15 protein-coding genes and 3 pseudogenes are annotated in these 18567 nt (G+C 48.7%); 17 read left to right on the top strand and 1 reads right to left on the bottom strand.

Going from position 1 to position 18567, the window contains the following annotated elements; all coding sequences use genetic code 11:
• Positions 1–479: 479 nt before the first annotated feature.
• The 16 genes and pseudogenes from Q0438_RS04775 (at position 480) to Q0438_RS04700 (ending at position 16971) form a co-directional block, all read left to right on the top strand.
• Entirely contained in the window at positions 480–1625 is a 1146-nt protein-coding gene (locus Q0438_RS04775; protein ID WP_299187951.1) for a hydrogenase small subunit, read from the top strand.
• Positions 1626–1627: 2 nt separating this feature from the next.
• Entirely contained in the window at positions 1628–3349 is a 1722-nt protein-coding gene (locus Q0438_RS04770; protein ID WP_299187949.1) for a nickel-dependent hydrogenase large subunit, read from the top strand.
• Between the two features lie 3 nt (positions 3350–3352).
• Positions 3353–4027 carry a Ni/Fe-hydrogenase, b-type cytochrome subunit gene (cybH, locus tag Q0438_RS04765; protein WP_005870440.1) on the top strand — a complete coding sequence of 225 codons (675 nt, stop codon included), beginning with the start codon at positions 3353–3355 and terminating at the stop codon, positions 4025–4027.
• A pseudogene (locus Q0438_RS04760) lies at positions 4024–4119 on the top strand (hydrogenase expression/formation protein); the annotation flags it as partial. The gene cybH and the pseudogene Q0438_RS04760, both read left to right, overlap by 4 nt.
• A 27-nt stretch (positions 4120–4146) precedes the next feature.
• On the top strand, positions 4147–4902 hold the full coding sequence (locus Q0438_RS04755) for a hydrogenase maturation protease (protein ID WP_367178494.1): 756 nt from the start codon (positions 4147–4149) through the stop codon (positions 4900–4902).
• The gene (locus tag Q0438_RS04750; protein WP_299187946.1) at positions 4886–6523 is read left to right on the top strand and encodes a hypothetical protein; all 1638 of its coding nucleotides are present in this window, start codon (positions 4886–4888) and stop codon (positions 6521–6523) included. Before Q0438_RS04755 ends, Q0438_RS04750 begins: the two co-directional genes overlap by 17 nt.
• Before the next feature lie 279 nt (positions 6524–6802).
• Positions 6803–8143, top strand: a pseudogene (locus Q0438_RS04745) (Sua5/YciO/YrdC/YwlC family protein); the annotation flags it as partial.
• A 186-nt stretch (positions 8144–8329) separates the two neighbouring features.
• A pseudogene (locus tag Q0438_RS11135) lies at positions 8330–9211 on the top strand (Sua5/YciO/YrdC/YwlC family protein); the annotation flags it as partial.
• 546 nt (positions 9212–9757) lie between these two features.
• Positions 9758–11197 (top strand): hypothetical protein, encoded by a 1440-nt coding sequence (locus Q0438_RS04735; protein ID WP_299187954.1) that lies wholly within the window; start codon positions 9758–9760, stop codon positions 11195–11197.
• Between the two features lie 15 nt (positions 11198–11212).
• Positions 11213–11434 carry a hypothetical protein gene (locus Q0438_RS04730; protein ID WP_299187943.1) on the top strand — a complete coding sequence of 74 codons (222 nt, stop codon included), beginning with the start codon at positions 11213–11215 and terminating at the stop codon, positions 11432–11434.
• A gap of 50 nt (positions 11435–11484) precedes the next feature.
• Positions 11485–11916 carry a nickel-responsive transcriptional regulator NikR gene (gene nikR, locus Q0438_RS04725; protein WP_298705311.1) on the top strand — a complete coding sequence of 144 codons (432 nt, stop codon included), beginning with the start codon at positions 11485–11487 and terminating at the stop codon, positions 11914–11916.
• Positions 11917–12682: 766 nt separating this feature from the next.
• Positions 12683–13504, top strand: a complete 822-nt coding sequence (gene hypB, locus Q0438_RS04720) for a hydrogenase nickel incorporation protein HypB (RefSeq protein ID WP_299187940.1) — start codon at positions 12683–12685, stop codon at positions 13502–13504.
• Complete coding sequence (locus Q0438_RS04715; protein ID WP_299187938.1) at positions 13504–13785, top strand: HypC/HybG/HupF family hydrogenase formation chaperone; 282 nt, start codon at positions 13504–13506, stop codon at positions 13783–13785. Before hypB ends, Q0438_RS04715 begins: the two co-directional genes overlap by 1 nt.
• A gap of 35 nt (positions 13786–13820) precedes the next feature.
• Positions 13821–14918, top strand: coding sequence for a hydrogenase formation protein HypD (hypD, locus tag Q0438_RS04710; protein WP_299187935.1), 1098 nt, complete (start codon positions 13821–13823; stop codon positions 14916–14918).
• Positions 14919–15098: 180 nt separating this feature from the next.
• A complete protein-coding gene (gene hypE / locus Q0438_RS04705; RefSeq protein ID WP_299187933.1) occupies positions 15099–16307 on the top strand; it encodes a hydrogenase expression/formation protein HypE in 1209 nt (402 codons plus the stop codon).
• Between the two features lie 106 nt (positions 16308–16413).
• A complete protein-coding gene (locus Q0438_RS04700; RefSeq protein WP_299187931.1) occupies positions 16414–16971 on the top strand; it encodes a hydrogenase maturation nickel metallochaperone HypA in 558 nt (185 codons plus the stop codon).
• Positions 16972–17142: 171 nt separating this feature from the next.
• On the opposite strand, the gene Q0438_RS04695 is transcribed toward Q0438_RS04700, so the two are convergent.
• Entirely contained in the window at positions 17143–17841 is a 699-nt protein-coding gene (locus tag Q0438_RS04695) for an IS1595 family transposase (protein WP_299187928.1), read from the bottom strand.
• A 50-nt stretch (positions 17842–17891) separates the two neighbouring features.
• On the opposite strand from Q0438_RS04695, the gene Q0438_RS04690 reads away from it, so the two are divergent.
• Positions 17892–18407, top strand: a complete 516-nt coding sequence (locus tag Q0438_RS04690; RefSeq protein ID WP_298043442.1) for a transposase — start codon at positions 17892–17894, stop codon at positions 18405–18407.
• Positions 18408–18567: the final 160 nt, after the last annotated feature.

Raw genomic sequence — 18567 nt, 5'->3', positions numbered from 1 at the left:
GCGCGTTTTGTTAAATTTCGGCGCGGAGTAGCGGTATGTGCTTTGCGCCGAAATATTATGTGCGGTCTTTAAAATTTAGAAGCAGAGCCGCAAAGCCTGCCGCAGAATTTCAAAGTATTTTAAAATTTAAAGCGCTTAAAATTCCGCGGCGGCGCGAGATTTACGGGCGGCGCGGTTGAAATTTTACGGCGCTAGCTTGTCTTTTTACAATATACTTTCGTTGCTCTGAAATTTCGCGTTCAAATTTGAAGTCAAAATTTATTAAATTTAAGCTGCTCTCTTATATTTTTAAAGCAGAATCTACGCTTTAAAATTTTAAAGAAAAATATCCGGTACGAACCGACATTATTTAAAACAAATCATCTATTTCGCGGCGAATAAATATAAAATTCTAATTAAATCAGATCAAATTTAAGGTGCATAAATTCTAAATTTTGATAGAATGCCGTTCGAAATATCCTAAAAATCAGGAGGAAGATATGGTTGATTTAGCTCAAATTTCGGCTAGACTTGATGCCGTTGAGCGTTTGCCGCGAATAAAAACGGAGGAAAGCATACAAGAAAGGCTTAAAAGCAAGGGTTTTTCGCGCCGCGATTTTATGAAATGGAGCGGAGCGATGACCGCGATGCTAGGGCTTCCGGCCGCATTTGCGCCGAGCGTGGCGCGAGCGGCGGAGCTTGCGGATCGCTTGCCTGTGATCTGGCTTCATATGGCGGAGTGCACGGGCTGTAGCGAGAGCTTACTTCGCACCGATACGCCTACGATCGACAGTCTCATATTCGATTACATCAGCCTCGAATACCACGAAACGATAATGGCTGCCGCAGGCTGGCAAGCCGAGGAAAATTTAGAGGGCGCGATCGAAAAATACAAGGGGCGCTATATCTTGATGGTAGAGGGCGGAATTCCAAGCGGCGAGAATGAATTTTTCCTAACCGTGGGTCCTGAGGGCAAGAGCGGAGCTCAGCACTGCAAGCACGCTGCCGAAGGCGCTGCGGCAATATTTGCGATCGGCACCTGTTCGAGCTTCGGCGGTATCCAAGCCGCGGCTCCGAATCCGACCGGCGCCGTAGGTTTGGACAAAATCATAAACAAACCCGTCATCAACGTCCCGGGCTGTCCGCCTAGCGAAAAAAATATCGTCGGCAATGTGCTAAATTTCATCCTTTTCGGCACGCTTCCAAGCCTTGACGTTTACAACCGACCGAAATGGGCTTACGGGCTGCGCATCCACGATCTATGCGAGCGCCGCGGACATTTCGACGCGGGCGAGTTTGTAGAAAGCTTCGGCGATGCGGGCGCAAAGGACGGATATTGCCTTTATAAAGTAGGCTGCAAGGGTCCTTATACGTTTAATAACTGCTCGCGCGAGCGTTTCAACTCCCACACTAGCTGGCCGGTACAGGCTGGTCACGGCTGCATAGGCTGCTCGGAACCTGATTTCTGGGATCATATGGGACCTTTTGAGGAGCCTTTGGCGGATCGTCTTTACGAAAGCGTTTTCGGCGGGCTCGGCGCTGATGCTACCGCAGATAAGATAGGTGTCGGGATTTTAGCGATCACGGGTGTTGCGGTAGCGGCACACGCGGCGATTGCGTCATTTAAGAAAGATAAAGGGGAATAATCATGTCGCAAAGAATCGTAATAGATCCGATAACCAGAATAGAGGGGCATTTAAGAATAGAGGTCGTAGTGGATGATGAAAACGTCGTCCGTGAGGCCTATAGTAGCTCGACGCTATGGCGCGGGCTTGAGACTATAGTAAAAAACAGAGATCCTCGCGACGCGGGATTTTTTATGCAAAGAATTTGCGGCGTCTGCACCTTCTCGCATTACAAAGCGGGCATCGTCGCGGTAGAAAACGCCCTCGGTATCACTCCGCCGCTAAATGCCTTGCTAACGCGCACGTTGATGGCTAACGCGCTGTTTTTACACGATCATCCGGTGCATTTTTATCAACTTCACGGGCTTGATTTCGTAGATGTAGTAAGCGCGCTTAGCGCCGATCCTAAAAAGGCGAGCGAGGAGGCGTTTAAATACTGCGACACCCCTTATGCGTGCGGTGCGGATAAACTAAAAGAGGTACAAGATCGCGTGGGCGCTTTTGTTAAGAAAGGCGCTTTAGGACCTTTCGCCAACGCCTACTTCGGCCACCCAACATATAAGCTTAGCCCAGAGCAAAATTTAATCGCTCTTTCGCACTATCTTGAGTGTTTGCGCATTCAGCGCACGGCGGCTCAGATGATGGCGATATTCGGTGCGAAACAGCCTCATCCGCAAAGCCTCACCGTAGGCGGCGTAACCTGCGTAATGGATATCCTAAGCCCTGCAAGACTGGGCGAATATATGTCTAAATTTAAAGAGGTCGCAGACTTCGTAAATCGCGCCTACTATCCTGATCTCGTAATGGCTGCGAAGGCTTACGGCAACGAGCCTAGCGTGCTAAACGATATCGGCGTGGCAAATTTATGGACTCATCAAGAATTTCAGCTTTCAAAAAACGAATGGCTATTTCAAAGCGGCATGATCCTTGACGGCGATATTAGCAAGGTTTTGGAGTTGGATGAAAACAAGATTACCGAGGAGGCAACGCATGCGTGGTATAAAAACGATGCGGCGCTTCATCCTTACGACGGCGAGCAAGAGCCGAATTATACGGGCCTTAAGGACGGACAGAGCATCGACGCGCACGGCAAAGAAGCGCATACGAAGGTGCTCGATACCCAGGGTAAATACACCTGGATTAAGGCTCCGCGATACGACGGCAAGCCGCTTCAGGTAGGACCGCTTGCAAATATCGTGGCAAATTACGCTAAGAAAAACGAGCGCGTCGTAAAGGTCGTGGATCAATTCCTAAAAGACGCTGGCTTGCCGCTTGAAGCGGTATTTTCGACGCTTGGACGAACGGCATGCCGTATGATCGAGGCTAAAGTCGTTGCCGACAACGGACTGATCGCGCTAGAAAATTTAATTGCAAACATCAAAAGCGGCGATACCGAAACCTGCGCAAAATATGTAATCGATAACTCAAAAGAGTACAAAGGTCGCTATATCGGCCACGTGCCGCGCGGCGCACTTAGCCACTGGTGCAGGATCGAAAAGGGTGTCATCAAAAACTGGCAGGCGGTCGTACCGTCTACTTGGAACGCCACGCCGAAGGATAAAGACGGCGCTATGGGCGCTTACGAATCCTGCTTGATCGGGCTTAAACTTGCCGATCTTTCCAAGCCGCTAGAGATCATCCGCCGCATCCACTCTTTCGATCCTTGCATCGCTTGCGCCGTGCACGTAATGGACGCTAAAGGAGCGGAGCTTGGCTGCTATAGGGTAGATCCCAGCAAAGGATAAACGATGAAAAAAAGATTTGCGGAATACGAGTTCTCTATCGGTCTTAGGCTCACGCACTGGCTGCGTGCGCTTTGTATTACGATTTTGGTGATCACCGGATATTACATCGCCTTTGTTTTCACCGCGCCCGAGGTAAGTCCCGAGCCGGTGCTTTTCATGCAGGCTAAATTTAGATTCGTACATCTGATCTTCGGCTTTGCGATGATCGGTGCGGCGATCTTTAAAACCTACCTTTTCTTCTTCGATAAAAAGAGCAGAAAAGAGCTTTTAAGCATCAAGGATTTTTTTAGCCCGCGTGTCTGGATCGCTCAGATCAAATACTATATCTTTTTGGGCGAGCACCCGCATCTTCGCGGCGTTTATAACCCATTGCAGTTTATATCATATCTGGGCTTTTATCTAGTGCTATTCGTAATCTGCCTAACCGGAATGATTCTATACGTTCACGTCTATCACGAGGGGTTAGGCGGCGCGCTATATGGGCTCTTGCGCCCGCTAGAAGCTGCAATGGGCGGTCTAAGCGAAGTTCGAATGATTCACCATCTTTGCATGAATATCATCATAATCTTCGTACCGATCCACGTCTATATGGCGGTCTTTAACGCTGTCAAGGGTAGAGACGGTGCGATGGATGCGATCGTAAGCGGCTATAAATTTAAAAAGGAAGAGCACGCTTGAGGGTGCTGGTACTGGGTATCGGCAATGTCATCTACGCGGACGAGGGCATAGGCGTGCACTTCGTCCGCGCGCTCGCGCAGAACTATAAATTTTACCCTAAAACCGCCGCACGAAATTCTATGACGGGCGAGAATTTCGCGGCGCAGAATTTTATGCAAAATTCCGCCCAAGTCTCTGCGATACAAAATTCTACCTCGCAAAATTCCATAGAGCGCGACTCCTTGCAAAATTCTGCGAATGAAAATTTTATCTCCGAGCAGAATTTTGCAGCAGTAAATTTAGACCGAAATTCTACTCCAGAACATTCCGCAAAGCAGAATTTCGCTTCAAATTCTGCTTTGCAAAATTCCGTCATAAATTCCGTAGCGCAAAGCTCTATCAATGCGGACTTCATCGCCATAAATTCCGCCGCGCCGAGTCCGAGTGCGGATCAGATCCGATTTATCGACGGCGGGACTTTGGCTAGCTTTTTGATGCCTACGATGGCGGAATTTGATGAAATTTTGCTCGTAGATTGCATAGACGCGGACGGCGCAAAGGGCGGCGAGGTGTATTTTTTCGACTACGACGCGATGCCTAAGCAGATCAGCTGGAGCGGTTCGGCGCACGAGGTCGAAATGCTTCAAACCCTGCAGATGATGGATCTTTGCGGCGATCTGCCTCGCGTTAAAATTCTAGCTGTCGTGCCGCGGCGCATCGAAGAAGCTAGCTTTAAACTAAGCTCCGTGATATTAAAATCCTCAAAAACCATGGAAAAAACGGCGCTTAAGTACCTATCGGATCTTGGCTTCGCGCATGAAAAAATCGCCGATCTCAGCGCCCAAGACATCGCGGATCGATTTGCAAAAAGGGGGCGAGATGATAGTAGCATATGAGTTTAACTACCTTAATGAAAACGCGCTAATAGCGCACTTCTTGCTGTTTTATGCTCGCAAAAGCGCACTTGATTTTTGCCTGAAAAAAGAGGCGAACTTAATAAGCCTTTTCGTGCGCGGCGGCGAGGATGAAATTTTAAAATTTAGCGACGAGGCGATGCCCCTGACTCCAAACTCCATATTTCTGGCAAAATCCTCCGTGCGCGTGGTGGACGAGGACAGCGCCGAAGCGAAAACGCTGAAATTTAACGGCGCGTTTGAGGATACCTCCTCGGGCGATATAAGTAAATTTTTAGAGGATGAAATTTCAAACGCCCATAATACGGCTAAATTTAATAATTTCACTCCGCGAGTGATGAAAGAATACCTCGCTCGCGCCGAGCCCTCTCAAAACGAATTCGGAGCAATAAGCGGCGCCGGCGTACTTCATGACGGCAAATTTGAAGCGGTAAGCAGGGAAAATTTCGCCTGCTTGTTGGAGCTTTGCCGCCTAAACTTGCTTCACGCAAGGCAGGTGCAGATCGAGCGCGGCGGCGCAACTTTCACGCTCAAGGCGGACGTGGATTTTAGCGCCGATTTTCTGATAGCCGCAGGGGTGGGGGCGCTGGATGGGATTTTTGTGAGCGACGAAAAGAGCAAAATCGCGCTCGCAGCCTTCGAAAAGCCGCTCATAAGCCTAAAAACCAATGCGATCTTTAGAAAAAATCACGAGGACGCGCCTAAATTTTTTGACGTAAAGCTTGCGGGCGACATATTCGTGTTTGCGCTGGGGCGCGCTTTGGCAAGCGACGGGATCTATTTTTTAAGCGTAAAATGCGAAAGCGCGGCGCAAAAAGATCAAATTTTTAAAGTCACGCCGCTGCAAAACGGCTTTTTGATCGTGCAAAACGAGGACTTTTTAAGCGACGCCGCAAGCGCTTATCTGAAAAACTCAAAGGATAAAAACTCCGCACTTTTTGCGCTTATATGCCGCGAAAAGGGGCTTTTAAATGACCAAAAAAAACGGGTTTTGCGCTGCTTTTTGGGCGTGGGCGCGGATGATGAGATCGCAATTTATGGCGAAAGCTCCAAAAAAATTCTACTTAAATTTGATCTGCCGCGAAGTTTTGACGAGCTTAAGGCGCAAATTTGCGCGGACGAAACGGGCGCGAAGTTGTTTGAAAATTTCAGCGCCAAATTTAACGTAGGCGCCGCGAAAATCGATGAAATTTTAAAAAGCGTAAACGTGGGATTTTACGGTATCTTTAGCGTCGCCGCGCAGCTTATCTGGGGGCGCGATGCGGCATTTTTAACGGCGGCTGCGGAGGATTTTGCGGGCGGCAAAGGGGTGCGGCTTGATTTTTGTACGGACGAGCGCGGCTGCGTGCAAGCGGATAAAATTTTGCGTTCGGCGATGAGCTATGCGCTCGCAGGCGCCAATGAAAAGCTGTTTGCGTTCGGATTTTTCGATAGTTTGGGCTATTTTTTAAGCGATCTGGCGGATGAGCGCAAAGAGGATTTTGACGTTTTGATCTTCGGCGGCGCGATGTTTGGCGGACGCAAATTCGCGGATTTAATGCTTAAACTTTGCAAAAATTTTGACGCGAGCTTTAGCGACAGCTTCGCGCTTCAAGCTCGCTAGATTGGGCATATATGCGTATTTTTGACAAAGCTTTGAAGTCTTATCCGCAAAACAGCGAGTTGCGCGGGCATTGCGGTGCCGATAGCTGCGCCATACGGGCTAAGCTTAGCGCAAACGAGATCGCGCGAAATTTTAAAAAAGCGGCAAAGGGCGCGGAAGCAAAGGATCAAATTTTATTAAATTTAGAGCACATTTTGCAGCGCCCGGTACGTTTTGTCCGCCCGCCGCGAGCGCATTTTGCTCGCAAAATGGCTCCCGCGTCGCGCAATTTATGAAAGTATGTGTATGAAAGCGGCTAAATTTGAGGTTTTCGGAGCGGTGCAAGGGGTCGGATTTCGCCCGTTCGTCTATAAGCTCGCCGTGGATTTGGGGCTGAAAGGCGAGGTTTATAACGACGGCGAGGGCGTTAAAATCATCGTTTGCGCAGACCTTTTTGGGGCGCAACAAAACCCGGTCGATAAAAATTTCGCCCCTTTAAATTTAGATGAGTCAAATTCTAACGAAATTCAAGCACAGAAAGTATCGTTATCGGCTGCTCGGTCTTTAAATTCTACCGAGGCGGATTCTGGCGAGACCGCAAGCTCGTCACTAAATTTTACGGGCTCAAATTTAAGCCAGGACTCCATTTCGCCGCAAAGCGCACCGAACTTACCGAATAATTCGGTCGGCTCGCTACGTGATCTAGCAAACGATTTAGCAAACCTGCCCGATTTGACGAGTTTGCCGCATGATTTGACGGGCGATTCGCAAGCCGCAGCGAGCGAGAAATTTTTACCCAACTTATCCGAGCTGAATCTAAACGGGCAGGGCTCTATCTTGCCAGCTTTACCCGAGCAAAACCTCTGCTCGCAGGATTTGCAAGACTCCAAGCGCAATCTGCAAAGCACCGAGCAAGATCTGCCCGAAGAGGAAATTTTAAAAATTTTCGAGCAGCGCCTCCGCAGCGAAGCGCCGCCGCTTTGCCGAATCGATAGGATTATTCGCGCAGATATTAATACACAAGATTTTGCGCAGAATTTTACTGATTTCAAGATCACGCAATCCAAGGAGGGGCGTAAATTTAACCCGATTTTGCCCGATTTTGCGATCTGCGATCAGTGCAAAAAAGAGTTTTACGACCCGCAAAATCCGCGCTTCCACTATCCTTTTATCAACTGCACCGATTGCGGCCCGCGCCTTAGCATCATCGCCGCGCTGCCGTATGACCGCGCAAACACCACGATGAGGGCATTTGAGATGTGCGAGTTCTGCCGCGGCGAATACACGAATCCACTCACGCGCCGCTATCACGCCGAGCCGATCTCCTGCCCGCACTGCGGCCCGCAGCTGTTTTTATGCGGCACAGGCGGCGAAATTTTATCAAGCGGCGAGGAGGCGATAGCGTACACGGCAGAGCTTTTGCGGCGCGGGCAGATCGGCGCGATCAAAGGTATGGGCGGTTTTCACATCGTCTGTGATGCTACGAACGAGCGCGCAGTACGCATGCTGCGAATGCTCAAAAAGCGCCCGAGCAAGCCTTTTGCGATCATGTGTCGCGACGCAGCGCAGGCATGGCGCACAGCGAGTCTAAGCGCGGAGGAAGAGGCGCTGATAGACTGCAACGTCAAGCCGATCGTGATTTTAAAAAAGCGTGAGTTTGTTTGGCGCACAGAGGCGGGCTTTGCGGCGGATTTCGGCACGCAAACTTCCAAGGCGAAAGGCGAAAATACTATATCGCCGAAATTTACGAGTGAGCAAGAGGATTCTGCGCAAGGGCAGGGCTTTGTGCTACAAAATTTACGCAATTGCGCGGCGCAAAATTTTAACATGCAAAATGTTGGAGTTTGCGCGGAGCAGGGTGGGTTGCATAGTGCGCAAATTTTCAGCAAACCGGCGCGACGCAGTTTCGCCTGCGATGCGTCTATTGCGGGTGATTCGCGGAGCGCAGAAAACGAGCTAGGACGCGCATCGAATAAGTCTGGTTTGCAGTGCGCGGCTAAAAATTTAAGCCTACCGCAAGCAGAAGGCGAGCTAGAGCTGCGACATATAGCTAATGAGTTAAATTTACAGTCCGCAGCGGATAGCCAAGACTCGCAATTTGCGGCGAAGAGGTCTGATTCTTGGCTTGCGACGGACGAGTCTATTTCGCAAAATTCGGCGAATATGCAGGGCTTGCGATATGCTGCAAATGCGAACCTGCAGAGCATAGATGCGAATTCAAGCTTGCTGCAAGTAGCAGGCGAGCTGGAACAGCGGCAAACAATTAACGAGCCAAATTTACAACTTGCAGCCGATAACAGAAACTCGCAATGCGTGGCGAGCGAGCCGAGTCCGCAACAGACGATAAATTTGCAAGGTTCATGCTCTGCGCAGGTGTGCACGACGGACGTGCGCAGCGCCCATTCCGATAGCGAGGTCGATTTCGTGCGTTTGCCCGCAAGCTTTTCGGCGATTTTTAGAGCAGGCGCGATCTTTATCGCTCCAAGCGTGGCGCCGAACCTTAATAAAATCGGCATTTTCCTAGCCAACACCGGCGTGCATCTGCTGCTTTTTGAATACTTTGATCGCCCGATCGTCGCTACTAGCGCCAACATTAGCGGCGAGCCCATTATTTTTAATGCCGAGGAGTTGCGCGAGAAGCTGGGCGGCGTCATCTCGTTTTACCTGGATAACGACCGCGAAATTTTAACGCCGAGCGACGATAGCATCGCCTTTTTACCGCAGTTTGAAGCGCGAGCTTCGGCGCCTAGTTCAAAAACGGCTCATAACTCTGGTAAAATTTCCGCGCCGCTTCCGACCTACACTGAGATAAGAAGCTCCGCGCAAAATTCCATCCTAGCGCAGAATTCTGTCATAAATTCTGCGGACGCGCAAACCCTTACCGCACCGCAAAATTTTAATGAAAATTCTGCGGATGGGCGGGATTGCGAGAGCTCGCAAAGGGTTTTTGATACGGATACGAGTCGCGACACTGCAAATTTTACCTCAGGAACTAGCTGTCGCGCCATAAATTCGGCGCCTCAAAAAAATCAAAATGACGCAAATTCCGCCGCCGAAATAAATTCTGACTGCGAGACGAAATCCGCCCGCGGCGCAAGCATATCAAATTCCGCAAGTGCCCTAAATTCCACAAATGCTGCAAATCTCGCAGATGCCGCAAAATCCGCAAACACTGCAAATTCAGCGAGCTACACAAATCTTTCCGCCGAAGCGGATGCTTTAGATCGCGCGCTGTTTTTGCGAACATCTCGCGGAATGAACCCAAAAATTTTCCCTAGCAAATTCCAGCTCAAAGGCACTTTCCTGGCGCTCGGAGCGGAGCTAAAAAATGAGTTTGCGATCTACAAAGACGGGCAAATTTTCATCTCGCCCTACATCGGCGATCTTAAAAATGTCGCTACGAATGAGCGATTTTTCGCGCTTTTGGATATGTTTGTGCGCGCCTATGAGCTGAAATTTGACGCCGTCATCGCGGATCTGCACCCGCAGTTTTCGCACACGCGATTTTTCGAGCAGCGCGGATACCCCGTGGTGCGCTACCAGCACCATTTCGCGCATCTGGTATCGAATCTGGCGCAAAACGATCTGCTAAGCAGCGGCAAAAAATACCTCGGCTTTTGCTTCGACGGCACCGGCTACGGCACGGACGGCACGATCTGGGGCGGCGAGGTGATGGTCTTTGATCCGCGCGGCTACCGTCGCGTCGCGAAATTCGACGAGATCGCGCTTATCGGCGGCGAGAATGCGATCAAAAACATCTACAAGCTTGCGCTTGCGCTCGTGTTTAAATTTAACGTAAAGGACGCTGCGCGCGAGTTTTTGGCAAAATTTAGCGCGAGCGAAGTAGCAAATTTAGAAAAAATCGCGCCACGTGCCGTCCGCTCAAGCTCGCTAGGGCGGCTGTTCGACGCATTTGCGGCGGTCATTTGCGACCTAAGAGCCGTAAGTTTCGACGGCGAGGCCGGCATGCGGCTAGAAAACCTATACATCCAGGGCTGCGAGCAGAGCTATAAATTTAGGCTGAAAAAAGCGGGCGAAAATTTTATCCAAAACGCGCCGTATTCCGCTTCGCAGCAGCGGGGCGCCGATGATTTACGGCACGAAACACAGCGCGAAGCGGGGCAGGGCGTTTTGAATGTGCAAAATCGTAGCGGCGCCAAAAACAGCTGCGCGTTGCAAGGCGATTTTAAAAAGCTTGAGGGCGATACGGCAAGCAAAGACTGGCTTGAGTGGGCGGCTCGAAACATCGCAGGCAGCGATGAAAAGAATACAAACGTCGCCGCAAATTTTATAGAACAAGCATCCGCCATGAATTTAATAAATTCTGAAAGCAAAAACGCCGCCGATGCGGATCAGAGTCCACAAAACGAAACTTGCGCGCCGAGCTTTGAGGGCGAATGCTACGTGATCGATTATGAAGAGGCGTTTTTGCAAGCTTTGAACGATGAGCCACGCTTGGCTGCGACGAAATTTATCAACGGCTTGGCAAACTTCATCGCGGAGTTTGCGGATGGCTTCGAGCTCGAGGTCGTGCTAAGCGGCGGAGTCTTTCAAAACGCCACGCTGCTTAATTTGACCTGCAAAAAGCTGCGTGAGCGAGGGATAAAATTTCATCTAAACTGCAAGATCCCGTGCAACGACAGCGGCATCGCATACGGGCAGCTCGCGGCGTATCTAAGCGAAATTTCGCGCTAAGGCAGAATTTGCACCGTGCGCAGAAGCCCTTGTTGCGTGCGGCGCAGCTCGTTTAAGACCAACAAAAACGAAGCTGATCTGAAATTTCGCTTCAAAATTTTTACAAATCGCGGCATGAAATTTTTGCGAAATTTTTGCAAAATTTCTGCGCGAGCGAGCCGAATTCCAAAGCACGAGCAAAATTTAAAGCAAGGGGCGGTTAAATTTCAAAATAATTTAAACCTAGATGAAATTTGAGCGGAATTTCGGTAAAATTACGTTCAAAATACGCGAAATAGGGGGAAACTATGAAAAAAGAGGAAAAAGAGAGCGCCGTAAGATTTAGCATTTCGCTGCCGACGAAGCTTTTTGAGGATCTCGATGAGATGGTGCGCGCCAAGCAATACCTAAGCCGCAGCGAGTTTATCCGCGATCTGATCCGCGAAAAGATGGTCGAGGGCGTGCTTCACGGAGATAGCGACGAGGACTGCGTGGGCGTGCTTTGCATCGCGTATGATCATCACCAAAGCGATCTGATCGAGCAGCTCGTAGAGATCGAGCACCACGCAAACGTCACCATCATCAGCACCAGCCACTTCCACATCGACGAGCGCCACTGCTTCGAGGAGATCACGATGCGGGATAAAATTTCAAAGATCGAGCGGCTCAGCGCCAAAATCGGCGCGCTAAAAGGGGTGAAATTTTCCAAGCTCGTAAACGCGGTGATCACCGAAGCGTAGGGCTTTTGCACATTTTAAAAACAGCGCGTCGTGCTAAATTTTCGCGCTCCTATTCGTGCGCTTTTAAAATTTAAACGCAGGCTGCGCGACTTTTGCAGGTTACGAAGCGCGATTTTGCGGTTGCGTAGTGAAATTTAAAATTTAAACGCAGCGTCTGCGCGGGGCGGCAAATAAAATTTGTTTAAATTTACGCGGCGAGCGCGAAATTTTATAGATTTTAATTAAAAAACGCTCTTGCCGCGGGTTTAAATTTTACGCATTGGCGCGAGATCGGCACAGCTAGCGACTAAATTTTATAAAGCGCCGCGCTTTCGTGCCGTATTTGTAAAGCCGAGCTAGCGTAAAATCGATATGAAAACGACCGCCGCGTTGATGTTCGCCGCGCCGTAGAGCATGCGCGAGATTGTAGAGTGCCGGTAAAATCAGCTCGCAAGCCCTAAACTCCGCGGTTTATTCTTGCGGCGACTTTTGTATTGTTTTGAACCACCGCACCGCCGCGCAAGCCCTAAATTTACGGCGCGCGACTTTGTGTAATCTACGAGCAGACGATTAAATTTAAAACAGCATCTTTGCTCGCTAGCTTTAAATTTTGCGTCGAGCCTTCGTAAACAGCGCACGAAATTTAGACGAAAACGGAGCGCGTAAATTTCAAGCCTCATTAAATTTCATAAAATTTCGCACTTCGATATAAAATTTATCAAATTTACGCCGTTTAAAGCAAAAACGTGGTATTTTACGCGCAAAATTTATTTTCCAAGGATAAAAAATGTGTAAAGATTGCGGCTGTTCAGTAGGCCATACTCATGACGCTCATTCGCACGAGCATCTCCACACCCACGCGGACGGCACCGTCCACTCCCACGCTCATATGCACGAGGCGGGGATCGATCATGAGCACGACGCGCACGATCACGTCCACACAAATGTCGCTATTAGCGACGCCAAAACGATCGAGGTGATGAGTAAAATTTTAAGCGCCAACGACGAAGAGGCCGCTCACAACAGAGCTCATTTTGACGAGGATAAAATTTTATGTTTAAATTTGATGAGTAGCCCCGGTAGCGGCAAGACTACGCTGCTTGAGGCGACTATCAAAAGCGGCAAATTTAAAATCGGCGTCATCGAGGGCGATCTAGAGACTAACCGCGACGCCGATCGCATCATAAAAGCAGGCGCACAGGCCCATCAGATTAGCACCGGCGAGACCTGCCATCTGGATGCCTTTATGGTTCACGAGGGTCTTCATCATATCGATACTAAAAATTTGGATCTGGTTTTCATAGAAAACGTCGGAAACCTCGTCTGCCCGGCGGCATTCGACGTGGGCGCGCACCTGAACGTGGTGCTTCTAAGCGTGCCCGAGGGCAGCGATAAGATCGCAAAATACCCCGTGATATTTCGTCGCGCAGACTGCGTCGTAATCACCAAAACCGCGCTGCTACCGCATTTTGACTTTGATATGGAGGAGGTGGTGCGCGAGGTACACAAACTCAATCCAAAAGCCGACGTCATCGCTCTCGATAGCAAAAGCGGCGAGGGCGTGGAGAAATGGCTGAAATTCCTACAATACAAGAAGGAATTTCGTTAATGTGTCTTTCAATCCCTTCAAAAATCATCTCGATCGACGAAAATAATTTCGCGACCGTGGAGACTTTGGGCGTGCGCCGCGGCGTGAGCTTGGATCTGCTTCCCGAGCCCGCGGCGGTCGGGGAGTACGTGTTGATCCACGTGGGCTTTGCGATGGAGAAGATCGATACGCAGCGAGCGAAGGAGAGTATCGAAATTTACGAGCAGATCGCAAAGCAGATGAGGGCGGAAGAGGGCTTGGTGTATGAAAGCATGGAACCTAGAGCCGGCACAGAGAATTAAAGCGGCTTGTAAACCCGTAAAATTTAAGGTAAATAATGGATCTAATCAAGGATTTTAGGGATAAGGAGCTGATTCTAGCGCTTAGCAAGCTGATAATTTCTAAAAGCAAAAAGCCGCTAAATATTATGGAGATTTGCGGCGGACACACGCACTCGATCATGAAATTCGGCCTTCCGAGCCTGGTCGGCAAAAATATCAAATTTATCCACGGCCCCGGCTGTCCGGTGTGCGTGATGCCGCGCAGTCGCATCGACGAGGCGATCAAGCTCGCCGCGATGCCGCAGAGTATTTTTTGCACTCTAGCAGATATGCTTCGAGTTCCTGGCTCTCGCACCAGCTTGCAGAAGCTGCGCGGCGAGGGGCACGATATCAGGGCGCTTTACAGCCCGCTTGATTGCATAAAGATCGCGCAGGAAAATCCGCAGAAAACGGTGATATTTTTTGCGATCGGCTTTGAGACGACGACGCCGATGAGCGCCGTGCTGATCGATAAGGCGCTAAGCCTGGAGCTAAAAAATCTCTTTTTCCACATCAACCACGTCACGGTGCCCGCGCCCGTACGAGCGATCTTAGACGACGCCGACGTGCAGATAGACGCGTTTTTGGGACCTAGCCACGTAAGCGTGATCACCGGCGCGAAGGCCTACGAGAGCATCGCGCGGGATTACAAAAAGCCGATCGCCGTAAGCGGATTTGAGCCGCTTGACATAATGGCGGGCGTGCTAAATTTGGTCGAGCAGCAAAACGCCGGCACCTACGAGGTTTTCAACGAATACGAGCGCGTCGTAAAAGAGGGCGGCAACCAAAAAGCGCAAAATTTAATAGATAAATATTTTGAAATTTGCGATTTTCCGTGGCGAGGGCTCGGCGAAATTCCAAAAAGCGGCATGAAGTTGCGACCCGAGTACGCGGCGCTGGATGCCAGAGTGCAGTTTGATTGCAGCGTACAGAGCGCTCCCGAGAGCAAGGCCTGTATCTGCGGCGAAATTTTGCGCGGCAAAAAAAGCCCGTATGATTGCAAGGTTTTCGGCAAGCACTGCACGCCGCAAAACCCGATAGGATCGTGTATGGTCTCAAGCGAAGGCGCATGCGCGGCGTACTATAAATACGGCGACGTCAAAAACGCGGGCTAAATTTTGCGCGCGGTATCGCAGAGCGTAAATTTTAAAAATAAGTCGTACTTTAAAATTTTAACCGAAGCGGAATCGTTGCGCTAAATTTGCTTTAAAATTTTACGTGGCACCGTAGCGGCACGGCTTGTTTGACTGCGCAATACGGGCTTATAAATTTAAAACCGAGTGAAAAGGAAAAATTTGAACGAAACTATACTTTTAAGCCACGGCGGCGGCGGCGAGGAGATGAATAGGCTCATCAACGAGACGATCTTTGCGGCGTTTGATAATGAAATTTTACGCGCGAACAACGACAGCGCAATACTAAATTTAAATTTAGACGATTTAAATTTAGACGCCGGGGCGGGTTTTGACCGCGCGGCGCCGAGCTCTGCTTTGAATTCGGCGGCGAGCTTCGGCGGCGAGCTAGCTTTCAGCACCGATAGTTTCGTGGTCACGCCGCTGTTTTTTAACGGCGGCGACATCGGCAAGATCGCCGTTTGCGGCACCGTCAACGACCTTGCGATGGTGGGTGCAAAGCCGCTGTTTTTAAGCTGCGCGCTCATCATCGAGGAGGGGCTTAGCCTAGGCGAGCTGCGACGCATCCTGAACTCGATGGCGAGTACCGCGCGAAGCTGCGGCGTTCGCATCGTTTGCGGCGACACAAAGGTCGTGCCGCGCGGCAAATGCGATAAAATTTTCATCAACACGAGCGGCATCGGCCGTGTTTTGCGATCTGCGCGCGTGCAAAACATCAAAGCGGGCGCAAAAATCCTCCTTAGCGGCGACATCGGGCGACACGGGGCGGTGATACTCGCGGCGCGCGACGAGATCGCGCTAAGCAGCGAGCTGCAAAGCGACTGCAAACCGCTTTGCGCTGCGGTAGAAAAGCTGGTCTCGCAAGGCGTGAAGATCCAAGCGATGCGAGATGCGACGCGCGGCGGGCTTAGCGCGGTTTTGAACGAATTTGCAAACTCTAGCGGGCTTGAATTTTTGGTGCGCGAAGAGGATATCAAAATCAGCGACGAAGTAGTGGGCGTGTGCGAACTGTTGGGCTTCGAGCCTTATGAGCTTGCAAACGAAGGCACTTTCGTAGCGATCGTAGAAGATGACGCCGAGGCCGATAGGGCGCTTGAGATACTACGCGAATTTGACGCAAACGCCGCAATCATCGGCGAGGTGCGCGAAGTAGGGCGCGGTAGAGGCGAATTCAGCGGCACTTTGACGCCGAAGCTTAGCGCGCAGGGCGAATTTACGGGCGTAAGCGACATGGACGCGGCGTCAGAAAATAGGGCGGAGCAATTTCAAACTCCGCATGCGGCAAAAGGGCGAGTGATTTTGCAAAATGCATACGGCTCACAGCGATTTTTGGAACTTCCAAAGGGCGAGCTGCTGCCGAGGATTTGTTAAATTCGCGTGCAAATTCGGCAAATTTAAGCCTAAATTTTAGGCGTATTTTTAAATTACAAAAAATTTCGCATAAAATACGGCGCGGCCGTAAAATTTAGAGGTAAAAATGCATGAACTATCGATCGTAGCGGATCTTGTGGCGCTATGCGAAAAGGCGCTAAACGCCGAAATAGCAAAGAAAAAAGGCGTGGTGGCCGAGCAGGGCGATAAAAACCGCTGCGACATAGCCAATACCGCTAGAAATATGGATTTCGCAAATACCGACATAGGCGCTAAGAATACCAAAAATACGGGCGTTGCGGATACGGACTCGAACAGCAAAAACGGTGATTTTTATAAAAATTTGGATGCAAATCCGCAGGCACCTTACGATACATTTAGTTCTAAAAGTCCGCAGATAAGGGAACTACACGTAAAAATAGGGCGACTAAGCGGCGTGGAGGCGCATTATCTGCAAAACTGCTACGAAGTCTTTCGCGCAGGCACCGTCTGCGAAAATGCAGATCTCATTATCCATACCCAAGAGATCGTCGTAAAATGCAAAAACTGCGGTTTTAGCGGAGATTTGGCGCAGAATGACTTTTCTTGCCCGCGCTGCAAAAGCTCCGAAATCAGCGTAATCGACGGCGAAGATATGTACCTAATGCGCCTGGTTATCGAATAAAAGAGGGCGTTTTCTAGGGACAATAAACTTCCTATATTTCAAATTTTCAATATTACACGTATAAGCGAAATTTCATTTCCGCCTAATTCAGATATTTATCTATTTTAATTCTTGCAGAAAACACATTTGTCCTGCTGATTTCATTTGAAGTCACGTTAAATTATCAAAGGCTCAATTGAACTTAAGCGGATTCTCTCTTATCATCTTTAGTAAAATATGATAGAAAGTTTTTGTATCTTTGCTGTTATTATATCTAAATTCACACTCCTTTAGATGAAGTAAGAAATTCTCTTTTTTAATCCCTTTAAATTTAGATAATCTGTGTTTAGCATAACCCCAGAAATTCTCAATACCATTTATATGATTTTTACCATTTGCAAACTCATTCTTTGAATGTTTTACTCTATAATGAGCCTTCGCTCCGTAATCAACCAATCCATCATAGGCTTTCCAACAATCAGAGTATATAGTAGAGCTATCAAGCTCGCTAAATTCCTTCAGTATCGGCAATAGCTCACTAGCAGAGCAGTTTTTAACTATCTGGGTATAAACTTTGCCATCTCTTTTAAGCATACCAAATACCGGTTGCTTTCCACTTGCTCCTCTACCTCTCTTACCCCTTACTCGTTTAGATCCGAAGTAGCTTTCGTCTATTTCTATCTCACCGCTAAATTTGCTTATATTTTCACACTCTTTAGACATAAGAATTCTTATTTCTCTAAAGATTTTACATAGGGTTGCTTCTGAAATTTTAGTTAAATTTGATATCTTTGATGCCTCTATGTCTTCTGCAAAATACTTGAGAATTTCTCTAAATTTCTTTTCTGAAATTCGGGAACGGATTATATACTTATTTTTCATTGTGCTCATCGTAACTTACTGCTCCTTTGTGTGAGCTTAAGTTAAAGAGAGCCTAAAGAATAGATCGTAGAAAAGCGTATAAACCTAATAAAAGAGTGGTTATATCGCTTAGGCAAAGAAACGAATTCGGCATCGGCGCAAATCGAACGAGAACCTTTATTTTAAGAAGCGAAAATCCGGTAGAATTAAGTCGTATAGCTAGCAGATTTATCGTAAGAGGCGGCGAAGTGCATACCGATGAGAATGTTGGATATTCAAATTTTATCGCTCATTACAATCACAAAGTGGTTAATCACGCCGTAGAGTATTGCGGCGCAAACGGAGAAAACAACAATCAAAGCGAAAGCTACAATTCAAGATTTCGTAGACTTCAATACGGACAATGTCATAAGCTAAGCACGTTGTATCTGTCAAACTATGCTAATGAGATAGCTTACCGAGAGGATACAAGGCGATTTAATAACGGCTTTATCTTTAGAGATATTTTAAAGAAGTGCTTAGATAGCGGGATTTCAAATGAATTCTGCGGATATTGGCAAGGCAATCATAGAGTGGCCGAGAGATTAGGCATTTAGAATTTTTATGCAATATTGTTTTGCGTTGTTTGCAATACGGCATTCTATTACGTCTTGACGAACCAAATTCTCTAAAACAGTATAAATTCCGTCGTATATCAATTTGTGAAGCTTTTGCGGTAGGGCTTTTACTCTCATTACATACTTTGTTAATTCATTT

Origin of the sequence: uncultured Campylobacter sp. (assembly GCF_938030785.1) — a bacterium.
Lineage (GTDB): Bacteria > Campylobacterota > Campylobacteria > Campylobacterales > Campylobacteraceae > Campylobacter_B.
This window is presented reverse-complemented; position numbering and strand designations above follow the sequence as displayed.

What these genes read in the sequence shown, in the direction of transcription:
- Q0438_RS04775 (WP_299187951.1), top strand. Translation starts at nt 480, where the DNA reads ATGGTTGATTTAGCTCAAATTTCGGCTAGACTTGATGCCGTTGAGCGT.
- Q0438_RS04770 (WP_299187949.1), top strand. Translation starts at nt 1,628, where the DNA reads ATGTCGCAAAGAATCGTAATAGATCCGATAACCAGAATAGAGGGGCAT.
- cybH (WP_005870440.1), top strand. Translation starts at nt 3,353, where the DNA reads ATGAAAAAAAGATTTGCGGAATACGAGTTCTCTATCGGTCTTAGGCTC.
- Q0438_RS04755 (WP_367178494.1), top strand. Translation starts at nt 4,147, where the DNA reads ATGACGGGCGAGAATTTCGCGGCGCAGAATTTTATGCAAAATTCCGCC.
- Q0438_RS04750 (WP_299187946.1), top strand. Translation starts at nt 4,886, where the DNA reads ATGATAGTAGCATATGAGTTTAACTACCTTAATGAAAACGCGCTAATA.
- Q0438_RS04735 (WP_299187954.1), top strand. Translation starts at nt 9,758, where the DNA reads ATGAACCCAAAAATTTTCCCTAGCAAATTCCAGCTCAAAGGCACTTTC.
- nikR (WP_298705311.1), top strand. Translation starts at nt 11,485, where the DNA reads ATGAAAAAAGAGGAAAAAGAGAGCGCCGTAAGATTTAGCATTTCGCTG.
- hypB (WP_299187940.1), top strand. Translation starts at nt 12,683, where the DNA reads ATGTGTAAAGATTGCGGCTGTTCAGTAGGCCATACTCATGACGCTCAT.
- Q0438_RS04715 (WP_299187938.1), top strand. Translation starts at nt 13,504, where the DNA reads ATGTGTCTTTCAATCCCTTCAAAAATCATCTCGATCGACGAAAATAAT.
- hypD (WP_299187935.1), top strand. Translation starts at nt 13,821, where the DNA reads ATGGATCTAATCAAGGATTTTAGGGATAAGGAGCTGATTCTAGCGCTT.
- Q0438_RS04700 (WP_299187931.1), top strand. Translation starts at nt 16,414, where the DNA reads ATGCATGAACTATCGATCGTAGCGGATCTTGTGGCGCTATGCGAAAAG.
- Q0438_RS04695 (WP_299187928.1), bottom strand. Translation starts at nt 17,841, where the DNA reads ATGAGCACAATGAAAAATAAGTATATAATCCGTTCCCGAATTTCAGAA.